Below are 18321 nucleotides of genomic sequence, written 5' to 3' on the forward strand. Positions count from 1 at the left end.
AGTGTATGAGGGCGCGGCGCGCCACCCCATGTGTCAGCGGAAGAAGGCGATGCCGTCGTCCGGCATGTCGGGCAGGTTGCGGGCCATCTCCGCGACCTCCTCCGGCGTGACGACCTTCTTCAGGTGCGCCGACATGTACGGGCGGAGCGGGACCTCGGGGGTCGCCTTCTCGCCGACCCACATCAGGTCGCTCTTCACGTAGCCGTAGAGCCGCTTGCCGCCGCTGTACGCGCCCGAGGCCGCGGTCCGGGCGACGGCGTCCGTCACCAGGTCGATCTGCGGCTTCTGGTCGGCGAGCTCGCCGTACCAGATCTCGACGATGCCCTGGTCGCGGACCATGACGACCTCGACCTTGCGGTCCTTGTCGATGCGCCAGTAGCCGCTCTCGCTCTCCAGCGGGCGGACCTTGTTGCCGTCGTTGTCCAGGACCCAGGAGTGGGAGCGGTACTCGAGGAAGTCCCGGCCGTCGTGGCTGAAGGTCACGGACTGGCCGAAGTTGCACTTCTCGGCGCCGGGGAAGTCGGAGACGCCCGCGCCCTCCCACGTGCCGAGCAGGAACGCGAGGGGGACGAGGTCCGGGTTGAGGTCGGACGGGATCTCGATCATGAGCAGCTCTGGCGTTCTCTCGAAGTGGTTAGCGCTGGCCCTGGTACAGCTTCTTCACGGTCAGACCGGCGAAGGCGATCACGCCGACGGCGACCAGGACCAGGAGGGTTTCGAAGAAAGCGATCATGGGGTGCTCCTCGACTGAGCGGTGAAGGCGGAACGGGCCGGACCCCAGCTTAGTGGGCGGGGGTCCGGCCCACTCGGTGAGGTGGGTCTCGCGGACGATCAGCCGAGCAGCTGGTTCTGCAGGATGACGGTCTGCCGGAACGGCACGTCGAGCACCTCGCCCTTGCGGGTCTGGGTGATCAGCGCGAGCGTGTCGCCGGCCTGGAGGTAGGCCCAGCGGACCTCCTCGGGGCCGTACGGCTTCTTCTCCCGGAGGGCGTAGACCCTGGTGCCCCCCACGTCGAGGGCGTCCGGGAAGGGCTCCAGGAAGGCGCCCCCCACCCCGTCCGGCAGCGCCTTCAGGCCGTCCTTCGCGTAGTCCGCAACGACCTTGTACTGGTACGCCTCGGCGTACGCCACCGAGCTGAACCGGAGCAGGTGGATCGTGGTGCGGGTGCCGTCCGGAGTCCTCCAGGCCCGGGCGGCGATGTGCCGCAGGGTGGAGTCCGTCAGGGTTCGCTTCAGCTCGCCGCGGGACTCCTTTCCGTAGAACGGGAGGTAGGAGTCCATGGGCACGAAGCCGCCGTTCAGCTGCGGGTCGGCCGTCGCGCCGGCCGGCGCGGGCAGCAGCAGCTCGCGCACGTCGGCGTAGTGGATCTCGCCCTCGTTGCCGTCGGTGAAGGGCCGCGGCCGGTCCGCGGGCAGCGCCGGAAGCCGGAGCTTCGGGTACTCCCAGCGGCCGTCGTTCTCGGTCGCGAGACCGGGCACGTCGGTGCGGTCGAGCGCGGTGATCCCCATGGCGGTACCGGCGCCCACGCCGCCGCACACGACGACGGCGGCCGTCCAGCGGGCGACGGCCCACAGGACGCGCCGGGACCGCCGCGGAGCGGCCGGCGCGGCCTCGGCCACCGGATCCGGGGAGGCTGCCACCGCGTCGGCGGCCGTCTCGGCCTGCTGCTCGGTCATACGTACTCCCCCGGGGATGCGATGTGGCGCAGCTGCTTCTCGACGAGGTCGGCCACGGCCTTCCGGTCGAAGGGCGGGGATCCGTACGCCCGGACGGTGATCATGAACTCACCGTCGTACGCCGAGCAGACCATGTCCTGCAGGTCCGGCGTCCGCCGCTCGCTGCCGTGCTGCACGGGCTTCTCGGGCTCGGGCCCCAGGAAGCAGACGGCGTTCTTGTCGTACTCCTTGATCTTCGGCCCCTTGCGCATCTCCAGGATCTCGGAGATCCCCTTGCGGACCTCGAAGAACTTGCGGACCGTGTTCTTGTCCTTCATGTGCAGGATGAGCAGCTCGGCCTGGAAGGTGCTGCGCTCGTCGGCGTACGAGCGCATCGCCATGCCCTGGATGCCGAGCCGGTCGACCTCCTTCTCGTACGCGCGGCGCTTCTTGCCGTAGAAGCCCTCGCCCGTCAGCCTGAGGAGAGCCCGAGCCTCCTTGTCCGACACCTCGGCGTCGTTGCCGTACCCCTCGATGTCCGACCCGAGCACATAGCCCTCCGGCACCGGCAGGAGGAGCTTGCTCAGCGGTGTCGACGCCCGGCCGCGCAGGAAGCCGGCGGCGGGGTCCTCGGAGGTCGTGGTCGTGGTGGGCCCCGCCCACGCCACCGTGGGGGCGGTCCGGTCGGCGCGGTCGACGGTCACTGCGGTGTACGCGGCCGCGCCGCCGACGATCCCCAGCACGAGCGCGGCGACCAGGACGTTCTTCAGGGTCCGGCGCTTGCGGTTACCCGACTTCTCGCTCACAGGCGCCCCAGTTGCCGCTCGGCCAGAGAGCGGATCTCGCTCTCGGCGATCTTGTGTGTGTCGTACATGAGGATCGTGATCGCGATGTCACCGCGCTGGATGAAGGCCCGGGCCTCGTACGCGTCCAGGTACCCCGCCCTCCGGCGTACCGGGTAGACGAAGTAGCGGCCGTTCGTGGAGCCCTTCACCTCGCTTCCGGGCGAGGCGGACTTGTCGTCCCTCTGGGCGAGGTCCCGCTGGCCCGACATCTGCTTGACGGCCCCGAGCTGGGCGTCGGCGCGGTACTGCGCGAGCTTGATCTCGACCCTCTTGTACGCGCCGACCCGCCACGCGCGCGTGGCGATGCGGCGGATGCCCGTGGCGAGTTCGTCCTCGAGCACCCCGTCGGGGCGGGTGAACCCGTCGGCGTACGCGTCCAGCGACTGCCACCCGTCCTCCCCGTCGGCCCGCGCGCCCGCCGGCCTCGGCACCAGCAGCTTCCGCAGGTCGCCCTGCGCCTTCGCCTGGCGGTCCTCCGAGGCGGACAGCGGCTCCGGTTCCTGCCCCTTCGGCAGCGGCTTCGACGGGTAGGCGAGGCCCGGCTGGTTCAGCGGCGGGAGGGCGGTCGGTTCGCGGTCGGCCTGGATGCCGTAGCCGACGGCGGTGCCGCCGGCGAGGCCGATGACGGCGGCGACGGCGATCAGTCCGGCGGTACGGGCGATGCGGCGGCGCGGCCGCTGGACCGGAGGTGCGGGTTCCGTCGCCGTTTCCGACTCCGGCTGTGACGTTGTATCCGTATTTTGGATACTTTCTTCGATATCCAAGAGTCCCCCCACGAGACCTGAAGCGCGGATTCCGTCACCCGCGCACCCACCTGACACGTGAGGGGCGCATGAGGTTGCAGTGCCGCGCATTACAGTTCGGTATATGGCGAAGAAGCTCGTGATCAAGGTGACCGCAGGGGCCGACGCCCCCGAACGCTGCTCCCAGGCCTTCACGGTGGCCGCCGTCGCCGTCGCCAGCGGTGTCGAGGTCTCGCTCTGGCTGACCGGCGAGTCCGCCTGGTTCGCCCTCCCGGGCCGCGCGGCGGAGTTCGAGCTCCCACACGCCGCACCGCTGCCGGACCTGATCGACTCGATCCTGGCGGCCGGCCGCATCACGCTCTGCACGCAGTGCGCGGCGCGCCGCGAGATCACGGAGAAGGACGTCCTGGACGGCGTCCGCATCGCCGGCGCCCAGGTCTTCGTCCAGGAGGCGATGTCCGACGAGACCCAGGCCCTCGTCTACTAGGCCTCCTAGGCCTACTGGGCCAGGAAGCTACGGCTCCCGGCGCTTCTTGCCGTCGAGTTCGTCCCACCACTCGTCCGACTTGGGGTCGCCCGAGGGATCGTCCCACCAGCGGTCCTCGGGGCCCCGGCGGTTCGCGACCATCGCGGCGACCGGGGGGATGAGCATGGCGACGACGCACATGCCGATGGCGACCGGCATCGAGAAGAGCCGCACGACGGCCCAGGCGCCCACGAACAGGGCCAGGCAGGCGCCCATCATCCAGAAGTAGACGTGCCGACGTCGCGCGTACACACCTTCAGCGTACGACCGGGCGCGATGGCCGGAAAGCACAGAAGCCGAAGGGCCGTGCCTCTAGTCCTGGTATAGGCGTCCAACCCCCCAGGAGGCACGGCCCTCCGGCCGTTCAGTGGTGTGACGTCACACCGCGATGGCGACGTCCGTCAGGCTGCCCGTCTCCGTGACGACGACCTTGCGGTCGGCCTGGGCGCCGGGGACCAGCGCGCGGAGGGTCCACTCGCCGGTCGCCGCGTAGAAGCGGAACTGGCCGGTGGCCGAGGTCGGGACCTCGGCGGTGAACTCCCCGGAGCCGTCGAGGAGGCGCACGTAACCGGTGACGGGCTCGCCGTTCTTGGTCACCTGGCCCTGGATGGCCGTCTCACCGGGCTTGAGCGTGCTGACGTCGGGACCGCCGACCTGAGCTCCACACATGTTCGCTGTCCTGTCCTGAAGAAGAAGTGGGGTTACTTGTTGGCGCCGAGCTCGATCGGCACGCCGACGAGGGAGCCGTACTCGGTCCAGGAGCCGTCGTAGTTCTTGACGTTCGTGACCTCGAGCAGCTCGTGCAGGACGAACCAGGTGAGCGCGGAGCGCTCGCCGATGCGGCAGTAGGCGATGGTGTCCTTCGCCAGGTCGACCTGCTCGGCCTCGTAGAGGGCCTTGAGCTCGTCGTCCGACTTGAAGGTGCCGTCGTCGTTGGCGTTCTTCGACCACGGGATGTTGCGGGCGCTCGGCACGTGGCCGGGGCGCTGCGACTGCTCCTGCGGGAGGTGCGCCGGGGCGAGCAGCTTGCCGGAGAACTCGTCGGGCGAGCGGACGTCGACCAGGTTCTGCGAGCCGATCGCGGCGACGACGTCGTCACGGAAGGCGCGGATGGAGGAGTCCTGGGCCTGGGCCTTGTACGCGGTGGCCGGGCGGGCCGGCACCTCGGCGACGAGGTCACGGGAGTCGAGCTCCCACTTCTTGCGGCCGCCGTCGAGGAGCTTGACGTCCTGGTGGCCGTAGAGCTTGAAGTACCAGTAGGCGTAGGAGGCGAACCAGTTGTTGTTGCCGCCGTAGAGGACGACCGTGGTGTCGTTCGCGATGCCCTTGGCCGAGAGGAGCTTCTCGAAGCCCTCCTGGTCGATGAAGTCGCGGCGGACCGGGTCCTGCAGGTCCTTGGTCCAGTCGATGCGGATGGCGTTGCGGATGTGGTTCTTCTCGTAGGCCGAGGTGTCCTCGTCGACCTCGACGATGGCGACCTGCGGGTTGTCGAGGTTGGCCTCGACCCAGTCCGCGTCGACCAGGACGTCGCTGCGAGCCATGCTGTTCTCCTCCGGGGCAGTGTGCGGGGGTGTGCTGCGGTGGTGCGGATGTGTGCTGCGGTACGGGTCGTCGCGGACGTACGGACATACGGGCATATGGGCATACGGACTGCGGACGTGCGTACGGCGCTGCACAGGGGCGGCCCCGACATCCGTCGACGGGCCTGAGGGATACGGGAGTTGGCGTCCCGCTCAGACTGAGCGACAGAGCATGGCGGCGACGCGGCACAGGTCTACTGCCCGCCGCTTCGTGAGATCCGCCTGTCGCTTCATGCCCTCGATCGTAGGGACGGACAGGCGGCCGTGTCACCGGTGTGTCGTATTTTGAGACGCGATCGTCCGAGATGCGAGACGTGATCACGCCGGGAGGGGGCTTCGGACGCCTCCGGACCGAGGTGTCCGCTTCACCTTCTGCGGATCGGACGGCCCTGTCTCAGCATGTGACCAAGGGCCCCCGTCAGCCCGCCAGGACGACGTCCTTGCCGGTCACGGTGACCGCCAGGCCGTCCGGACGCGGCTCGACCTTCTCCACCTTCATCCCGGCGATCATGCCGATCGGGCGCTCGAAGTCGGTGCGCGCGCGGACCAGGTCCTCGACGCCCGGAATCCCCGCGCCCGGCACCTCGTCGGCGCGGACACGGATGGTGTCGCCGTCCACGACGGTCACCGTGGACAGGACCGAACGGGTCAGGGTGCGGCCCAGGATCTTCACGCTGCCGGTGACCTTCACCTTGCCGTTCCCGCCGTAGGCGACGGTCGCCTCGCGGTCGGAGGCGGCGGTGAGGTCCGCGTACGAGATGAGGGCCGTGCCGCTCGCCGAGCCCGCCTTCGCGCCCGCCCAGTCGCCGGTCACGGTCACGTCCCGCAGGGTCGCGGTCAGCTCGCCGACCCGGACGTCCTTGTCGCCCGCCTGCGCCTGCACGCCGGTCGCCGTCACCTCGACCTCGTCGAACCGCTTGTCCAGGACCTGGGTGAGGAACGGGAAGCCCTTGATGTCGACCTCGATCGAGTCGCTGGTCGAGGCCGAGAGCTTCACCCGGCTCGACGCCTCCGACTCGGCGTACGACACGGCCAGCCGGTCGATCCCGACGAGGATCCCGCCCAGCACGACGGCCACGATCAACAGAATCCGCAGTGCTCGCATGGGCTGTGCGTCCCCCCGTAGTGGTTCCTGTGACGGATCCCGTGAAAAGTTCCGGCCCCCCGACACGAAGATCGACGTGTCGGAGGGCCGGTTGGTTCCCCTGCCCGGAACGGGCCGCGGGTCAGGCCAGGGCCCGGCCGAGCAGGTAGACGGCGGGCGCGGCGGCGGTCAGCGGCAGCGCGACGCCCGCGGTCATGTGGACGAACCGCGACGGGTAGTCGTAGCTGGCCGCCCGCAGGCCGACCAGCGCGCAGACCCCGGCGCCGAGGCCGAGGAGCGCGCCGGAGGTGCCCAGGTCGGTGACTCCGCCGGCCGCGATCCCGGCGCCCGCCGAGGCGAGCAGGGCGACGATCAGGGAGACCGGTCCGGGCAGCGGCAGCGCCCGGGCGAGGACGGTGGCGGCGACCGCGGCCCCGCCGACGACCACCGCGTCCGGGGCGGCGCCGAGGTGCCCCGTGGCGACGACGGTCAGGGCGGCGGAGGCGATGGTGGCCATCAGTCCGTACATGCGCTCGTCGGGGTCGGCGTGGCTGCGCAGCTGGAGGACGAGGCAGAGCAGCACCCAGACACCGAGCGTGCCCAGGATCGCGGCGGCCGCGTGCTCCCGGCCGGTGGCGAGCAGGGCGGCGTCGGCGACGAGGCCGCCGAGGAAGGCGAGGGCGATGCCCTGCCGGGCGGGCCACATGCCGTTGAGCCGGAACCAGCCGGCGGCGGTGAGGCCCTGGAGCAGCACGAGCGGGACGAGGAGGCCGTACGAGCCGAGGGACGCGCCGCCCGCGAGCAGGAGTCCGAGGACGGCGGTGAGCGCGGCGGGCCGCATGCCGGGCTCGATCACCGGCGAGCGGCCCTCGGCGCGGGCGCGCTGGGCGTCGGTGAGGCGGACGTTCCCGGAGGTGGTGGGCGCGGAGTACGCGGGCCCGCCGTCGGCCACCGGAGCGGGCGCCGGGACGGGGGCGGGCTCGGGCGCGGGCGCGGGCTCGGCGACCGGCTCCGCGTAGTACGCGGCGGGCGCGCCTCCCTGCGACGGGTACTGCTCGTAGGGCTGCTGCTCGTACGACGGCTGCCGGTACGACTCCTGGTACGGCTGCTCGTAGCTCGCGGGAGCCTGCGCCTGGGCCTGCGCCGCCTGGATCTGGTCGTACGAGACGGCCGGCTGGTACGTGGTGTCCCAGGTCTGGCCCTCCCACGTCTGGGCGACCTCGACGGGGTTCTGCGGCCCGTCGGCGTCGGCGTACGGCTCGTACTGCTGCCCGCCGTAGTACTGGTCGTTGCTCATTGCTCTGGGGTTCACCCTCCTGCGAACGGGGGGAGCACCTCGACCGTGCCGCCCTCGGCAAGCCGTACCGTCTCATGGCTCCGGGTTCCGACGGGGTCGCCGTCGACCAGGAACGAGCACCGCTTGAGGACCTGGACGAGCTCGCCCGGGTGCTGCGCTCGGGCCGCGTCGAGTGCCTCGGCCAGGGTCCCGGCGTCGTACGGCTCCTCGGCGACACCGGCGGCCGCCTTGGCCGCGGCCCAGTAGCGGATGGTTCCCGCTGCCATAGCGGCGCTCCCTTCGTTCGTGTGCGCGCCGCCCCCCATCATGGGCTATGCGCGCGTGAGCCAGTCCCCCAGGCGGGCGAGGAGCTGCGCGTCGGCCGCGTTCTCGGCGTGGCCCATGCCCCGCTCCAGCCAGAGTTCCGCGTCGCCCGCGGCGGCCAGCATGCGCGGGTGGTCGAGCGGGAAGTACGCGTCGCGGTCGCCGTGCACGATGAGCAGCGGGGTCGGCGCGATCAGCGGGACCGCCTCCACGGGGGAGAGGGGGACGGGGTCCCAGGCCCTGCCGTCGATCCGGGTGCCGAGTCCGTACCGCCCGACGAGGCGGCCCGCCGGCCGGGTGACCACCCAGTGGACGCGGCGCATCGGGGCCGTCCCCCGGTAGTACCAGCGGGCGGGCGCGGACACGGCGGCCACCGCGTCGGCGCGGCCCTCCGTGCCGCGCTCCAGGGCCGCGTGCCGCAGGACCACGGAGCCGCCCATGGAGAAGCCGAGGGTCGCCACGCGCGCGTGGCCGAGCTCACGGGCCCAGCGGACGGCGGCGGACAGGTCGAGGACCTCGCGGTCGCCGACGGTGGAGCGGCCGCCGGAGCGGCCGTGGCCGCGGAAGGAGAAGGTGACGACGGCGGCGCCGCGCTCCGCGAGGGCGCCGGCGGCGCGCCGGACGGCGGGCCGGTCGGCCGACCCGGTGAAGCCGTGGGCGAGGACGACCGCCGTATCGGTGACACTTGCCCGTGAGGGTTCGTAAACCGCCTCGATCCGGACACCGTCTTCGGTACGCAGCATGGACCGCGAAGGTCGGGAAGTGAGCGAGGAAACATCCACCATGTGAAATCGGCCCTCTGCCTCGGAACTCATGTGGGCTATTCTGCTTGCCAGAGGATCCGGGCGACGCAGCCCCCGGGTCCTTTTGTGTTTTCCGACCGTTGTTACGGACGGATGAACAAAAGCTCTCAGGGCGCGCGAGAGCCACACGTGAGCACACATAGACGTCCTCGCAGGGACCGAGGAGGAACCGACGTCATGGACGAGCGAACGACGACCGACGGATCGACGACGACCCGGGTAGGTGGAGGCCGATGAGTTCTCTGCTGCTCCTGACGAACGCCCTCCAGCCGTCGACCGAGGTGCTCCCCGCCCTCGGCCTGCTGCTGCACAACGTCCGGGTCGCCCCGGCCGAGGGCCCCGCCCTCGTGGACACACCCGGCGCGGACGTGATCCTCGTCGACGGCCGGCGCGACCTCCCGCAGGTGCGCTCGCTCTGCCAGCTGCTGCGCTCCACCGGGCCTGGCTGTCCGCTGATCCTCGTCGTCACGGAGGGCGGTCTCGCGGCCGTCACCGCCGACTGGGGCATCGACGACGTCCTCCTCGACACGGCGGGCCCCGCCGAGGTCGAGGCACGGCTCCGGCTCGCGATGGGCCGCCAGCAGATCGTCGCGGACGACTCCCCGATGGAGATCCGCAACGGCGACCTGTCGGTCGACGAGGCGACGTACAGCGCGAAGCTCAAGGGCCGGGTCCTGGACCTGACCTTCAAGGAGTTCGAGCTGCTCAAGTACCTGGCCCAGCACCCGGGCCGGGTCTTCACGCGCGCGCAGCTCCTCCAGGAGGTGTGGGGGTACGACTACTTCGGCGGCACCCGTACGGTCGACGTCCATGTGCGGCGGCTGCGGGCCAAGCTCGGCCCCGAGCACGAGTCGCTCATCGGCACCGTCCGGAACGTCGGCTACCGCTTCGTCACGCCCGAGAAGGTCGAGCGGGCGGCCGAGGAGGCCCGCACCAAGCCCGAGAGCACGCGCGACCGGGAGAAGGCCCGCGCGAACGCCGGGGTCAAGGCCGCCACGGAGCTCATCACCCTCCCGGAGGACAGGAACGTGGCAGATGCCACAGTGCGACCTGCCGGTAGGTAGGTCCCCCCGCGTAGACTGCCGCGCGTGGCCAAGGTGACGCGGGATGACGTAGCGCGACTTGCAGGTACTTCTACCGCGGTCGTGAGCTACGTCATCAACAACGGACCCCGGCCGGTCGCCCCGGCCACGCGCGAGCGTGTCCTCGCCGCCATCAAGGAGCTGGGCTACCGGCCCGACCGGGTGGCGCAGGCGATGGCCTCGCGGCGCACGGACCTCATAGGCATGATCGTCCCCGACGCGCGGCAGCCGTTCTTCGGCGAGATGGCGCACGCGGTCGAGCAGGCCGCCGCCGAGCGCGGGAAGATGGTCCTCGTCGGCAACTCCGACTACCGGACCGAGCGCGAGGTCCACTACCTGCGTGCCTTCCTCGGCATGCGGGTCTCCGGACTGATCCTGGTCAGCCAGGGCATGAGCGAGCAGGCCGCGAGCGAGATCGAGGCCTGGGACGCGCGCGTGGTGCTGCTGCACGAGCGGCCCGAGGCGATCGACGACGTGGCCGTCGTCACCGACGACATCGGCGGCGCGCAGCTCGCCACCCGGCACCTCCTGGAGCACGGTCACCCGTACGTGGCGTGCCTCGGAGGCGTGCCGAACACCCCGGCCGTCGGCGACCCGGTCGCCGACCACGTCGAGGGCTGGCGGCGCGCCATGCAGGAGGCGGGCCTCCCGACCGAGGGCCGGCTCTTCGAGGCGCCGTACAACCGGTACGACGCCTACCAGGTCGCCCTCAAGCTGCTCGCCGGCCCCGACCGGCCCCCGGCCATCTTCTGCTCGACCGACGACCAGGCCTTCGGCGTCCTGCGGGCCGCCCGCGAGCTGCGCATAGAGGTGCCGACGGAGCTGGCGGTCGCGGGCTTCGACGACGTGAAGGAGGCGGCGCTCACCGACCCGCCGCTGACCACGGTCTCCTCGGACCGCCCCGCGATGGCCCGCGCGGCCGTGGACCTGGTCCTCGACGACTCGATCCGCGTGGCGGGCTCGCGCCGCGAACGCGTGAAGCTCTTCCCGTCGGCCCTGATCGTCCGCCGCTCCTGCGGCTGCCACGGGTAGGACGAGGGGACCCGGCTTCCACCGCGGGACCCGGCGCTCACTGCGGGACCCGTCTTCCCACCGCGGGACCCCGCGCTCACCGCGGGACCCGTCTCTCCACCGCGGGACCCGTCTTTATACGGGACATACGGGGTTCTGTCGGGCTTCTCAGCCGGTCCTCAGGCGGCTCTCATGTACGGATCCGAGAGTCATAGCCATGACGGACTTCCAGGAGCAGCAGCCGCAGCAGCAGCCGTACTACCCACCGAGGCCGCCGTACGAGCCGGCGCAGGCCCCGCAGGGCCCGCAGGGCCCGTACGAGCGGACGCAGCCGATCGCCACCGGGCCGGGCACGACCGTCTGGCCCTCGGGCGGGCACACCCCGCCGCCGGTGGACCCGACGCTCGTCGCCGCCGTCCCCGCTCCGGTCCCCTCTCCCCGGCGCCGCGCCAAGCGCGGCGTCGGGCTCATGGCGGCCGTGGCCATCGCGGCCGCGGCGGTCGGCGGCGGCACGGCGACGCTGGTGCAGCAGCTCACCTCCGACCCCTCGGTGAGCGCCTCCGCCCCCGTCGTGAGCGGCACCAACGTCTCCACCGGCACCAAGGGCACGGTCGCCGGGGTCGCCGAGGCCGTCTCCCCCTCCATCGTGGAGATCTCCGCGACCTCGAACTCCGGCAAGTCCACCGGCTCGGGCGTGATCATCACCTCCGACGGCGAGATCGTCACCAACAACCACGTCGTCTCCGGCGCCTCCCAGGTCACCGTGCAGCTCAGCGACGGCAAGACGTACCCGGCGCAGGTCGTCGGCACCGACCCCGACAAGGACCTGGCCCTGATCAAGCTCCAGGGCGCCTCCGGTCTCAAGGCCGCCACGCTCGGCGACTCCTCGAAGCTGAAGGTCGGCGACGAGGTCGTCGCGATCGGCTCCCCCGAGGGCCTCACCGGCACCGTCACGAGCGGCATCGTCTCCGCGCTCGACCGGGACGTGACCGTCGCGAAGGAGGACGGCGGCCAGGAGCAGCAGCAGGAGGACCCGCGCCAGGGCTGGCCGTTCGAGTTCGGCGGGCAGCAGTTCAACGGCGACACCGGCTCGTCGAAGACCACGTACAAGGCGATCCAGACCGACGCCTCGCTCAATCCCGGGAATTCCGGCGGTGCGCTGATCAATATGAACGGCGAGATCATCGGAATCAATTCGGCCATGTATTCGCCCAGTTCTTCGAGCGGTTCCACCGCCGGAAGCGTCGGTCTCGGATTCGCGATCCCGATCGACACGGTGAAGGCCGACCTGGACGGCCTCCGCGCGGGCGGCGGCAGCTGAACGGCATACGGACGGCATGCGACGCTGACCCCATGACGAACGAAGCCGAGCGCATCCTCATCGTCGACGACGAGCCCGCCGTGCGGGAGGCCCTGCGCCGCAGCCTCGCCTTCGAGGGGTACGCGACGCGGGACGCCGTCGACGGGCTCGACGCGCTCGCCTCGATGGAGTCGTACGCCCCCGATCTCGTCGTCCTCGACGTCCAGATGCCCCGCATGGACGGTCTCACGGCGGCCCGCCGGATCCGGGCCTCCGGCTCGACCGTGCCGATCCTGATGCTCACCGCCCGCGACACCGTCGGCGACCGGGTCACCGGCCTCGACGCCGGCGCCGACGACTACCTCGTGAAGCCCTTCGAGCTGGACGAGCTGTTCGCCCGCATCCGGGCCCTGCTCCGCCGCAGCTCCTACGCCGCGGCGTCCGCCGCCGCGCCCGCCGAGGCCGACGTCCTCGCCTTCGAGGACCTGCGGATGAACCTGGCCACGCGCGAGGTGACCCGCGGCGGGCGGACCGTGGAGCTGACGCGCACCGAGTTCACCCTCCTGGAGATGTTCCTCGCGCACCCGCGCCAGGTCCTCACCCGGGAGCAGATCCTGAAGGCCGTGTGGGGCTTCGACTTCGAACCCAGTTCCAACTCGCTGGACGTGTACGTGATGTATCTGCGCCGCAAGACCGAGGCCGGCGGCGAGCCGCGCCTCGTCCACACCGTCCGGGGCGTGGGCTACGCGCTGCGCGGAGGAGGCGGGGAATGACCGGACCCGTGGCCTGGTTCCGTTCCCGCCCGCTGCGGTCACGCCTCGCGCTGCTCACCGCGTTCGCCGTGGCGGTGGCGGTGGCGGCGGTGTCGGCGGCCTGCTGGTTCGTGACGCGGGCGCAGCTGGAGGCCGAACTGGACTCCTCGCTGCGCAGCACCCGCCTGGACACCAACGGCGTGCAGGGCCTGCTCGCGCTGTGCCGCCAGGGCGCGACGCCGCCGCCGCTCGCGGGCTCGTACACCGTGCAGGTCATCCTCGCCGACGGCAGCGTCTGCACCTCGGGCGAGGCCGCGATCCCCGCCGGGGCCGGCGAGCTCGCGGTGGCGCGCGGGCGGCTCGACGACGTGCTGCGCACGGTGAAGGACGAGTCCGGCCGCGAGATGCGGGTCTACACCTACCCGCAGGACGGCCCCATCGGCATCGCGGTCTCCGTCGCCCGCCCGCTCTCCGAGATCGACAACTCGATGTCCACGCTCCGCTGGGTGCTGCTCCTGGTCTCCGGGATCGGCGTCGTCGGCGCGGGCGCGGCCGGGCTGTGGGTCGCGCGGACCGGCCTCGAACCGGTGAACCGGCTGACCGGCGCGGTCGAGCACGTCGCGGCGACCGAGGACCTCACCGTCCGGATCCCGGTGGAGGGCGAGGACGAGATCGCCCGGCTCTCCCGCTCCTTCAACGCGATGACGGCGGCGCTCGCGAGCTCCCGGGACCGGCAGGCGCAGCTGATCGCGGACGCGGGCCACGAACTGCGGACGCCGCTGACCTCCCTCCGTACGAACGTCGAACTCCTCGCGCGCAGCGAGGAGACCGGCCGGGCGATCCCGCCGGACGACCGGCGGGCGCTGATGGCCTCGGTGAAGGCGCAGATGACGGAGCTGGCCGCGCTGATCGGCGACCTCCAGGAGCTGGCCCGCCCGGACGCGGTGCAGCCGGGCCACCCGCTCGAAGTGGTCCCGCTCCACGCGATCCTGCGGACGGCCCTGGACCGGGCGCGGCTGCGCGGCCCGGAGCTCACCTTCGACACGGACCTCGCGCCCTGGTACGTACGGGCGGAGTCGCCGGCGCTTGAACGGGCGCTGGTGAACGTCCTGGACAACGCGGTGAAGTTCTCGCCGCCCCGGGGCACGGTCGAGGTGACCCTGATGCGGGGCGAGCTGACCGTCCGCGACCACGGCCCCGGCATCCCCCCGGACGAGCTGCCGCACGTCTTCGACCGCTTCTGGCGCTCCCCGTCGGCCCGCAGCCTCCCGGGCTCGGGCCTGGGTCTGTCGATCGTGGCGCGCACGGTGCAGCAGGCGGGCGGCTCGGTGTCCCTGGAACCGGCGGAGGGCGGCGGCACGGTGGCGCGACTGCGGCTGCCGGGGGCGCCGACGCCCCCGCCGGAGCTGTGAGAGCCGGTAGTCGCTAGTTGTGCCGGAGGAGGGCCTCGACGAGTCCCGTCCGGGTGTTGGGGAAGTCCAGGGGCACGATGCCGAGTCCGGTCTTTCCCGCCAGTTCGGCGCTGTCCACGAAGCCGTGGACCCACGGGTTGAGGCGGTCGGAGTTCCAGCGGGGCGGCAGGTACGCGGAGGTGCTGACGAAGTTCACGTAGAGCCGGCCCGGCTGGGTGGCGGCGGCGCGGAACTGGGCCTGGATCTTGGGGTACTTGGCGTCGGGCAGGGCGTTCCAGTCGTCCTGGACGGAGAAGACCGCCGGGTCGGCCCACCGGAGTCCGGGAAGGCCGCCGTTGTCGGCGAGCAGGACGACCCGTCCGCGTGCCTCGCCGAGGAGGGGCAGCGCGTTCCCGATCCGGAAGAGGGAACGCCATCCCCTTCCGTCGAGGTAGTCGTCGAAGACGGCGCGGAAGGTGGCGTCGGACTCCTCGGAGTACTCCTGCTTGACCCGCATGAGGACGGTCTCGGAGGGGTGCGCGGCGAGGAAGTCCCGGCAGGCGACGAGGACGTCCCCGAACATCATGTTCTGGTAGGAGGCCCCGTGGTGGATGGCGAAGGAGCCTCCGGTCACCCGGCACCGCACGTCCAGGAACCGGACACCGCTGTCCAGCTGCTGGGCGATGGTCGTGTTCTGGCACTCGCTCCAGGGCCCGCCGAACCGGGCCCCCGAGTCGTGCGTCCCGGGGATGGTGAGCCGTCGCAGGTCGGTCCCGTCCCCGTGCGCCGCCATCCACGCGCGCACGTCCACGGCGGAGGCGCTGGGCGCCCCGACGAACAGTGCGGCCCCGGCCCCCAGAGCTCCCATGAGTAAGCGTCGTCGCTCCATGACCCGGCACTATGACAGGTCCACAACAACATCACCAGAGCGGGTGCGCGAAAGGGGGCGGCGGTCCGCCGAAGCGGGTCGCCGCCCCCTCTCAGGGGTCCTTCGGGGTTACTTCACGACCGTGATGCGGTCCGCGGCCGGGACCGGCAGCGGGTTGGCCGCCGAGGAGTGGCCCGCCAGGTAGGCATTGAAGACGTCCAGGTCCGAGGCGCCGACCAGCTTGTTCGTGCCGGTCGCCAGGGCCGCGAAGCCGTCGCCGCCGCCCGCGAGGAACTCGTTGATCGCGACGCGGTAGGTCTTCGCCGGGTCGATCGCCTCACCGTTCAGCTTGATCGTGCCGTCGACGACGCGGTCCGCGCCCGTCTTCGTCATGTCGAGCGTGTAGGTCAGGCCCTTCGACACCTGGAGGATCTTGATCGAGTTCAGGTTCGAGCCGCTGACCTGCTGCTTCAGCGCGGCGATGAGGTTCGCGCCGGTCAGGTCGACCACGTTCATCATGTTGGTGAAGGGCTGCACGGTGAACGACTCGCCGTACGTCACCACGCCGTCGCCCTCGGCGCCGGACTGCTTGTAGACGAGGTCCGCGCGGATGCCGCCCGGGTTCATCAGGGCCAGCTGCGCGCCGCCCTTGTCGGCCGGGGACAGGCCCTCCAGCTGCGCGTCGGCGATGACGTCGCCGAGCGGCTTCTCGTACGCCGTGGAGCCGCGGCCGTTGATGTCGGCGGCGATGAAGCCCTGCGGCCGGTTCGCGACCGGGGCGGCGAGCGCCTTCCAGTCGGAGATCAGCTGGGAGATGTCCTCGGCCTTCGGCACGTCACGCGAGACGACGTGGTTGGCGGAGGCGACCGCCGTGCGCACGATGTCCTTCGTGGCGCGGTCGTACGTCAGCGTCGTGTCCGTGTACAGCTTGCCGAACGAGGACGCCGAGGTGACCAGGCGCGGGTTGCCCGCCGGGTCCGGGATGCTGCACACGTACGCCTGGTGCGTGTGGCCGGTGACCAGCGCGTCGACCTGCGGGGAGACGTTCTTGGCGATGTCGACGATCGCGCCGGAGACGCCCTCGCCGTCACCGTCCCCGTCACCGTCGCAGTTGTAGTTGTACGAGGCGGAGGCCGGCATGCCGCCCTCGTGGACCAGGGCGACGATGGACTTGACGCCCTTGCGCTCCAGGATCTTCGTGTACTTGTTGATCGCCTCGACCTCGTCGCCGAACTTCAGGCCCTTGACGCCCTCGGCGGTGACGACGTTCGGGGTGCCCTCCAGGGTCACGCCGATGAAGCCGATCTTGACGCCGTCCTTCTCCCAGACGAAGTACGGGTCGAGGATCGGCTTGCCCGTCTTCTCGTCCGTCACGTTCGCCGCGAGGTACGGGAAGTCGGCGCCCTCGAAGGTCTTGCCCTCGACGAAACAGCCGGCGGTCGGGTGACAGCCGCCGTTCTGCATGCGGGCCAGCTCGCGCGCGCCCTCGTCGAACTCGTGGTTGCCGACCGAGGTGACGTCCAGGTCGAGGTCGTTCAGGGCCTCGATCGTCGGCTCGTCGTGGAAGAGACCGGACAGCAGCGGCGAGGCGCCGATCATGTCACCGGCCGCCGCCGTGATGGAGTAACGGTTCCCCTCACGGGCCTGGCGCAGGTGCGTCGCCAGGTACTCGACACCACCGGCGTCGATCTTCTCCGTCGTCCCGTCCTCCTTGGTCCGGGTGACCTGCCCGGACGAGCCGGCCGGCGGCTCCAGATTGCCGTGCAGGTCGTTGAAGGACAGCAGCTGGACGTCGACCATCCGGCCCCAGCCCTTGCCGTTGGTCCCCCGCCCGGCGGCGTACTCGCCCCCGGCCGCACCGGCCGACGGCATCGCGGCGACGAGCGCTCCGACGGTCGCAATCCCCGCTCCGGCGGCGAGAATTCGCCGTACCGTCTTGTTCTTCCTCGGTGTCGCTGCCATCTCTCCCCTAGTCCCCTTGCCCCGTTTCGCGGCCTTGATCTACTCCCCGTTGCGCGAGCAGCCTAGAGTCAACGCGCGTAGCGCAACAGGGGGTGGCTGGTTACAAGACAGTTGCCGCTGGCTGACGAAGTGTCGCCGTAGGCTCGTAGCCATGACTTCCGACACGGCGCCGGCCCTCGAACCGGGACGGCAGATCCACACGTATGACGAGCTCACGGCCGAGCAGATCCAGGACGTCCTGGATCTGCTCGAGGCCGCCGAGCGGGCCGACGGCATGCACGCCGTGTCCGAGCAGGGGCGGCTCTACCTGCGGCACGGCGGGCGCGAAGGCGTGCGGCACCTCCTCCTCACCGTCGGCACCCACCTCTACGGCTACGCCCAGCTGGAGGAGACCGACCCGATCGAGGCCCCGGCCGCCGAGCTCGTCGTCCACCCCTCCCACCGGGGCCGCGGCCACGGCCGGGCGCTCGGCACCGAGCTGCTCAACACCTCCGGCAAGCGCCTGCGGGTCTGGGCGCACGGCGGGAAGTCGGCGGCCCGGCACCTCGCCCAGGTCCTCGGCCTGACGCTCTTCCGCGAGCTGCGCCAGCTGCGCCGCCCCCTGGTGCCGCTCGACATCCCGGAGCCGGTGCTGCCCGAGGGCGTGACCGTCCGCACCTTCACCCCGGGCCAGGACGACGCGGCCTGGCTCGCCGTCAACGCCGCCGCCTTCGCGCACCACCCGGAGCAGGGCTCGCTCACGCAGCGGGACCTGGACGACCGGATGGCCGAGCCGTGGTTCGACCCGAAGGGCTTCTTCCTCGCGGAGAGGGACGGCCGCCTGATCGGCTTCCACTGGACGAAGACGCACGCCGAGGAGCAGCTCGGCGAGGTGTACGTGGTCGGCATCCTGCCGGACGCCCAGGGCGGCGGCCTCGGCAAGGCCCTGACCGCGATCGGCCTGCGCCACCTGGCGGCACAGGGCCTGCCGACGGCGATGCTGTACGTGGACGCGGACAACACGGCGGCGGTACGGGTCTACGAAGGCATCGGTTTCACGACGCACGAGGTGGACCTGATGTACCGCACGGAGTCTTAACACCTCCCGGGCAGGGGGCGGTTGACACCGCCCCCTTCTT

General features: G+C 71.4%; 21 protein-coding genes. 7 read left to right on the top strand and 14 right to left on the bottom strand.

The annotated features are described in order from the left end of the window. Positions 1-33: 33 nt before the first annotated feature. The 4 genes from ACZ7HT_RS13025 to ACZ7HT_RS13040 all read right to left on the bottom strand — a co-directional run bounded on the left by ACZ7HT_RS13025 (position 34) and on the right by ACZ7HT_RS13040 (position 3265). Entirely contained in the window at positions 34-606 is a 573-nt protein-coding gene (locus tag ACZ7HT_RS13025) for a heme-binding beta-barrel domain-containing protein (RefSeq protein ID WP_359517670.1), read from the bottom strand. Positions 607-831: 225 nt separating this feature from the next. Continuing rightward, positions 832-1677, bottom strand: a complete 846-nt coding sequence (locus ACZ7HT_RS13030) for a hypothetical protein (protein WP_471163926.1) — start codon at positions 1675-1677, stop codon at positions 832-834. Beyond that, entirely contained in the window at positions 1674-2462 is a 789-nt protein-coding gene (locus tag ACZ7HT_RS13035; protein WP_471163929.1) for a hypothetical protein, read from the bottom strand. The genes ACZ7HT_RS13030 and ACZ7HT_RS13035 overlap by 4 nt, the downstream gene beginning before the upstream one ends. After that, positions 2459-3265, bottom strand: coding sequence for a hypothetical protein (locus ACZ7HT_RS13040; RefSeq protein WP_471163932.1), 807 nt, complete (start codon positions 3263-3265; stop codon positions 2459-2461). The genes ACZ7HT_RS13035 and ACZ7HT_RS13040 overlap by 4 nt, the downstream gene beginning before the upstream one ends. A 103-nt stretch (positions 3266-3368) precedes the next feature. Between ACZ7HT_RS13040 and ACZ7HT_RS13045 the strand changes: the two genes are divergently transcribed. Continuing rightward, positions 3369-3731 carry a DsrE family protein gene (locus ACZ7HT_RS13045; RefSeq protein WP_471163935.1) on the top strand — a complete coding sequence of 121 codons (363 nt, stop codon included), beginning with the start codon at positions 3369-3371 and terminating at the stop codon, positions 3729-3731. Between the two features lie 27 nt (positions 3732-3758). Here the strand turns inward: ACZ7HT_RS13045 and ACZ7HT_RS13050 are convergent, their stop codons facing one another. The 8 genes from ACZ7HT_RS13050 to ACZ7HT_RS13085 all read right to left on the bottom strand — a co-directional run bounded on the left by ACZ7HT_RS13050 (position 3759) and on the right by ACZ7HT_RS13085 (position 8849). Continuing rightward, positions 3759-4061 (bottom strand): DUF3099 domain-containing protein, encoded by a 303-nt coding sequence (locus ACZ7HT_RS13050; protein ID WP_471163938.1) that lies wholly within the window; start codon positions 4059-4061, stop codon positions 3759-3761. 87 nt (positions 4062-4148) lie between these two features. Continuing rightward, complete coding sequence (locus tag ACZ7HT_RS13055) at positions 4149-4439, bottom strand: DUF1416 domain-containing protein (RefSeq protein ID WP_399700891.1); 291 nt, start codon at positions 4437-4439, stop codon at positions 4149-4151. A gap of 32 nt (positions 4440-4471) precedes the next feature. Then, positions 4472-5311 carry a sulfurtransferase gene (locus tag ACZ7HT_RS13060; RefSeq protein WP_471163942.1) on the bottom strand — a complete coding sequence of 280 codons (840 nt, stop codon included), beginning with the start codon at positions 5309-5311 and terminating at the stop codon, positions 4472-4474. A 192-nt stretch (positions 5312-5503) separates the two neighbouring features. Next, on the bottom strand, positions 5504-5584 hold the full coding sequence (locus tag ACZ7HT_RS13065; RefSeq protein WP_350497993.1) for a putative leader peptide: 81 nt from the start codon (positions 5582-5584) through the stop codon (positions 5504-5506). 184 nt (positions 5585-5768) lie between these two features. Then, on the bottom strand, positions 5769-6455 hold the full coding sequence (locus ACZ7HT_RS13070; RefSeq protein ID WP_471163945.1) for an LmeA family phospholipid-binding protein: 687 nt from the start codon (positions 6453-6455) through the stop codon (positions 5769-5771). Between the two features lie 121 nt (positions 6456-6576). Beyond that, the gene (locus ACZ7HT_RS13075; RefSeq protein WP_471163947.1) at positions 6577-7731 is read right to left on the bottom strand and encodes a hypothetical protein; all 1155 of its coding nucleotides are present in this window, start codon (positions 7729-7731) and stop codon (positions 6577-6579) included. Positions 7732-7742: 11 nt separating this feature from the next. Then, a complete protein-coding gene (locus ACZ7HT_RS13080) occupies positions 7743-7997 on the bottom strand; it encodes a MoaD/ThiS family protein (RefSeq protein ID WP_116159753.1) in 255 nt (84 codons plus the stop codon). Between the two features lie 45 nt (positions 7998-8042). Beyond that, on the bottom strand, positions 8043-8849 hold the full coding sequence (locus ACZ7HT_RS13085; protein WP_471163950.1) for an alpha/beta hydrolase: 807 nt from the start codon (positions 8847-8849) through the stop codon (positions 8043-8045). Positions 8850-9070: 221 nt separating this feature from the next. Between ACZ7HT_RS13085 and ACZ7HT_RS13090 the strand changes: the two genes are divergently transcribed. The 5 genes from ACZ7HT_RS13090 to ACZ7HT_RS13110 all read left to right on the top strand — a co-directional run bounded on the left by ACZ7HT_RS13090 (position 9071) and on the right by ACZ7HT_RS13110 (position 14394). Next, the gene (locus tag ACZ7HT_RS13090; RefSeq protein WP_471163953.1) at positions 9071-9901 is read left to right on the top strand and encodes a response regulator transcription factor; all 831 of its coding nucleotides are present in this window, start codon (positions 9071-9073) and stop codon (positions 9899-9901) included. Positions 9902-9925: 24 nt separating this feature from the next. Then, on the top strand, positions 9926-10951 hold the full coding sequence (locus tag ACZ7HT_RS13095; protein ID WP_471163955.1) for a LacI family DNA-binding transcriptional regulator: 1026 nt from the start codon (positions 9926-9928) through the stop codon (positions 10949-10951). 196 nt (positions 10952-11147) lie between these two features. Beyond that, positions 11148-12251 carry a S1C family serine protease gene (locus ACZ7HT_RS13100; RefSeq protein WP_471163958.1) on the top strand — a complete coding sequence of 368 codons (1104 nt, stop codon included), beginning with the start codon at positions 11148-11150 and terminating at the stop codon, positions 12249-12251. Positions 12252-12283: 32 nt separating this feature from the next. Next, positions 12284-13003: a response regulator transcription factor gene (locus ACZ7HT_RS13105; protein ID WP_471163960.1), complete on the top strand. Its 720-nt coding sequence runs from the start codon at positions 12284-12286 to the stop codon at positions 13001-13003. Next, positions 13000-14394 (top strand): sensor histidine kinase, encoded by a 1395-nt coding sequence (locus tag ACZ7HT_RS13110; protein ID WP_471163964.1) that lies wholly within the window; start codon positions 13000-13002, stop codon positions 14392-14394. The genes ACZ7HT_RS13105 and ACZ7HT_RS13110 overlap by 4 nt, the downstream gene beginning before the upstream one ends. Positions 14395-14407: 13 nt before the next feature. Here the strand turns inward: ACZ7HT_RS13110 and ACZ7HT_RS13115 are convergent, their stop codons facing one another. Next, positions 14408-15241, bottom strand: coding sequence for a phosphatidylinositol-specific phospholipase C (locus tag ACZ7HT_RS13115; protein WP_471163967.1), 834 nt, complete (start codon positions 15239-15241; stop codon positions 14408-14410). Positions 15242-15370: 129 nt separating this feature from the next. After that, positions 15371-17203 carry a bifunctional metallophosphatase/5'-nucleotidase gene (locus tag ACZ7HT_RS13120; protein WP_471163970.1) on the bottom strand — a complete coding sequence of 611 codons (1833 nt, stop codon included), beginning with the start codon at positions 17201-17203 and terminating at the stop codon, positions 15371-15373. Positions 17204-17354: 151 nt separating this feature from the next. On the opposite strand from ACZ7HT_RS13120, the gene mshD reads away from it, so the two are divergent. Beyond that, complete coding sequence (mshD, locus tag ACZ7HT_RS13125) at positions 17355-18281, top strand: mycothiol synthase (RefSeq protein ID WP_471163972.1); 927 nt, start codon at positions 17355-17357, stop codon at positions 18279-18281. Positions 18282-18321: the final 40 nt, after the last annotated feature.

Source organism: Streptomyces sp. NPDC037410 (assembly GCF_055602235.1).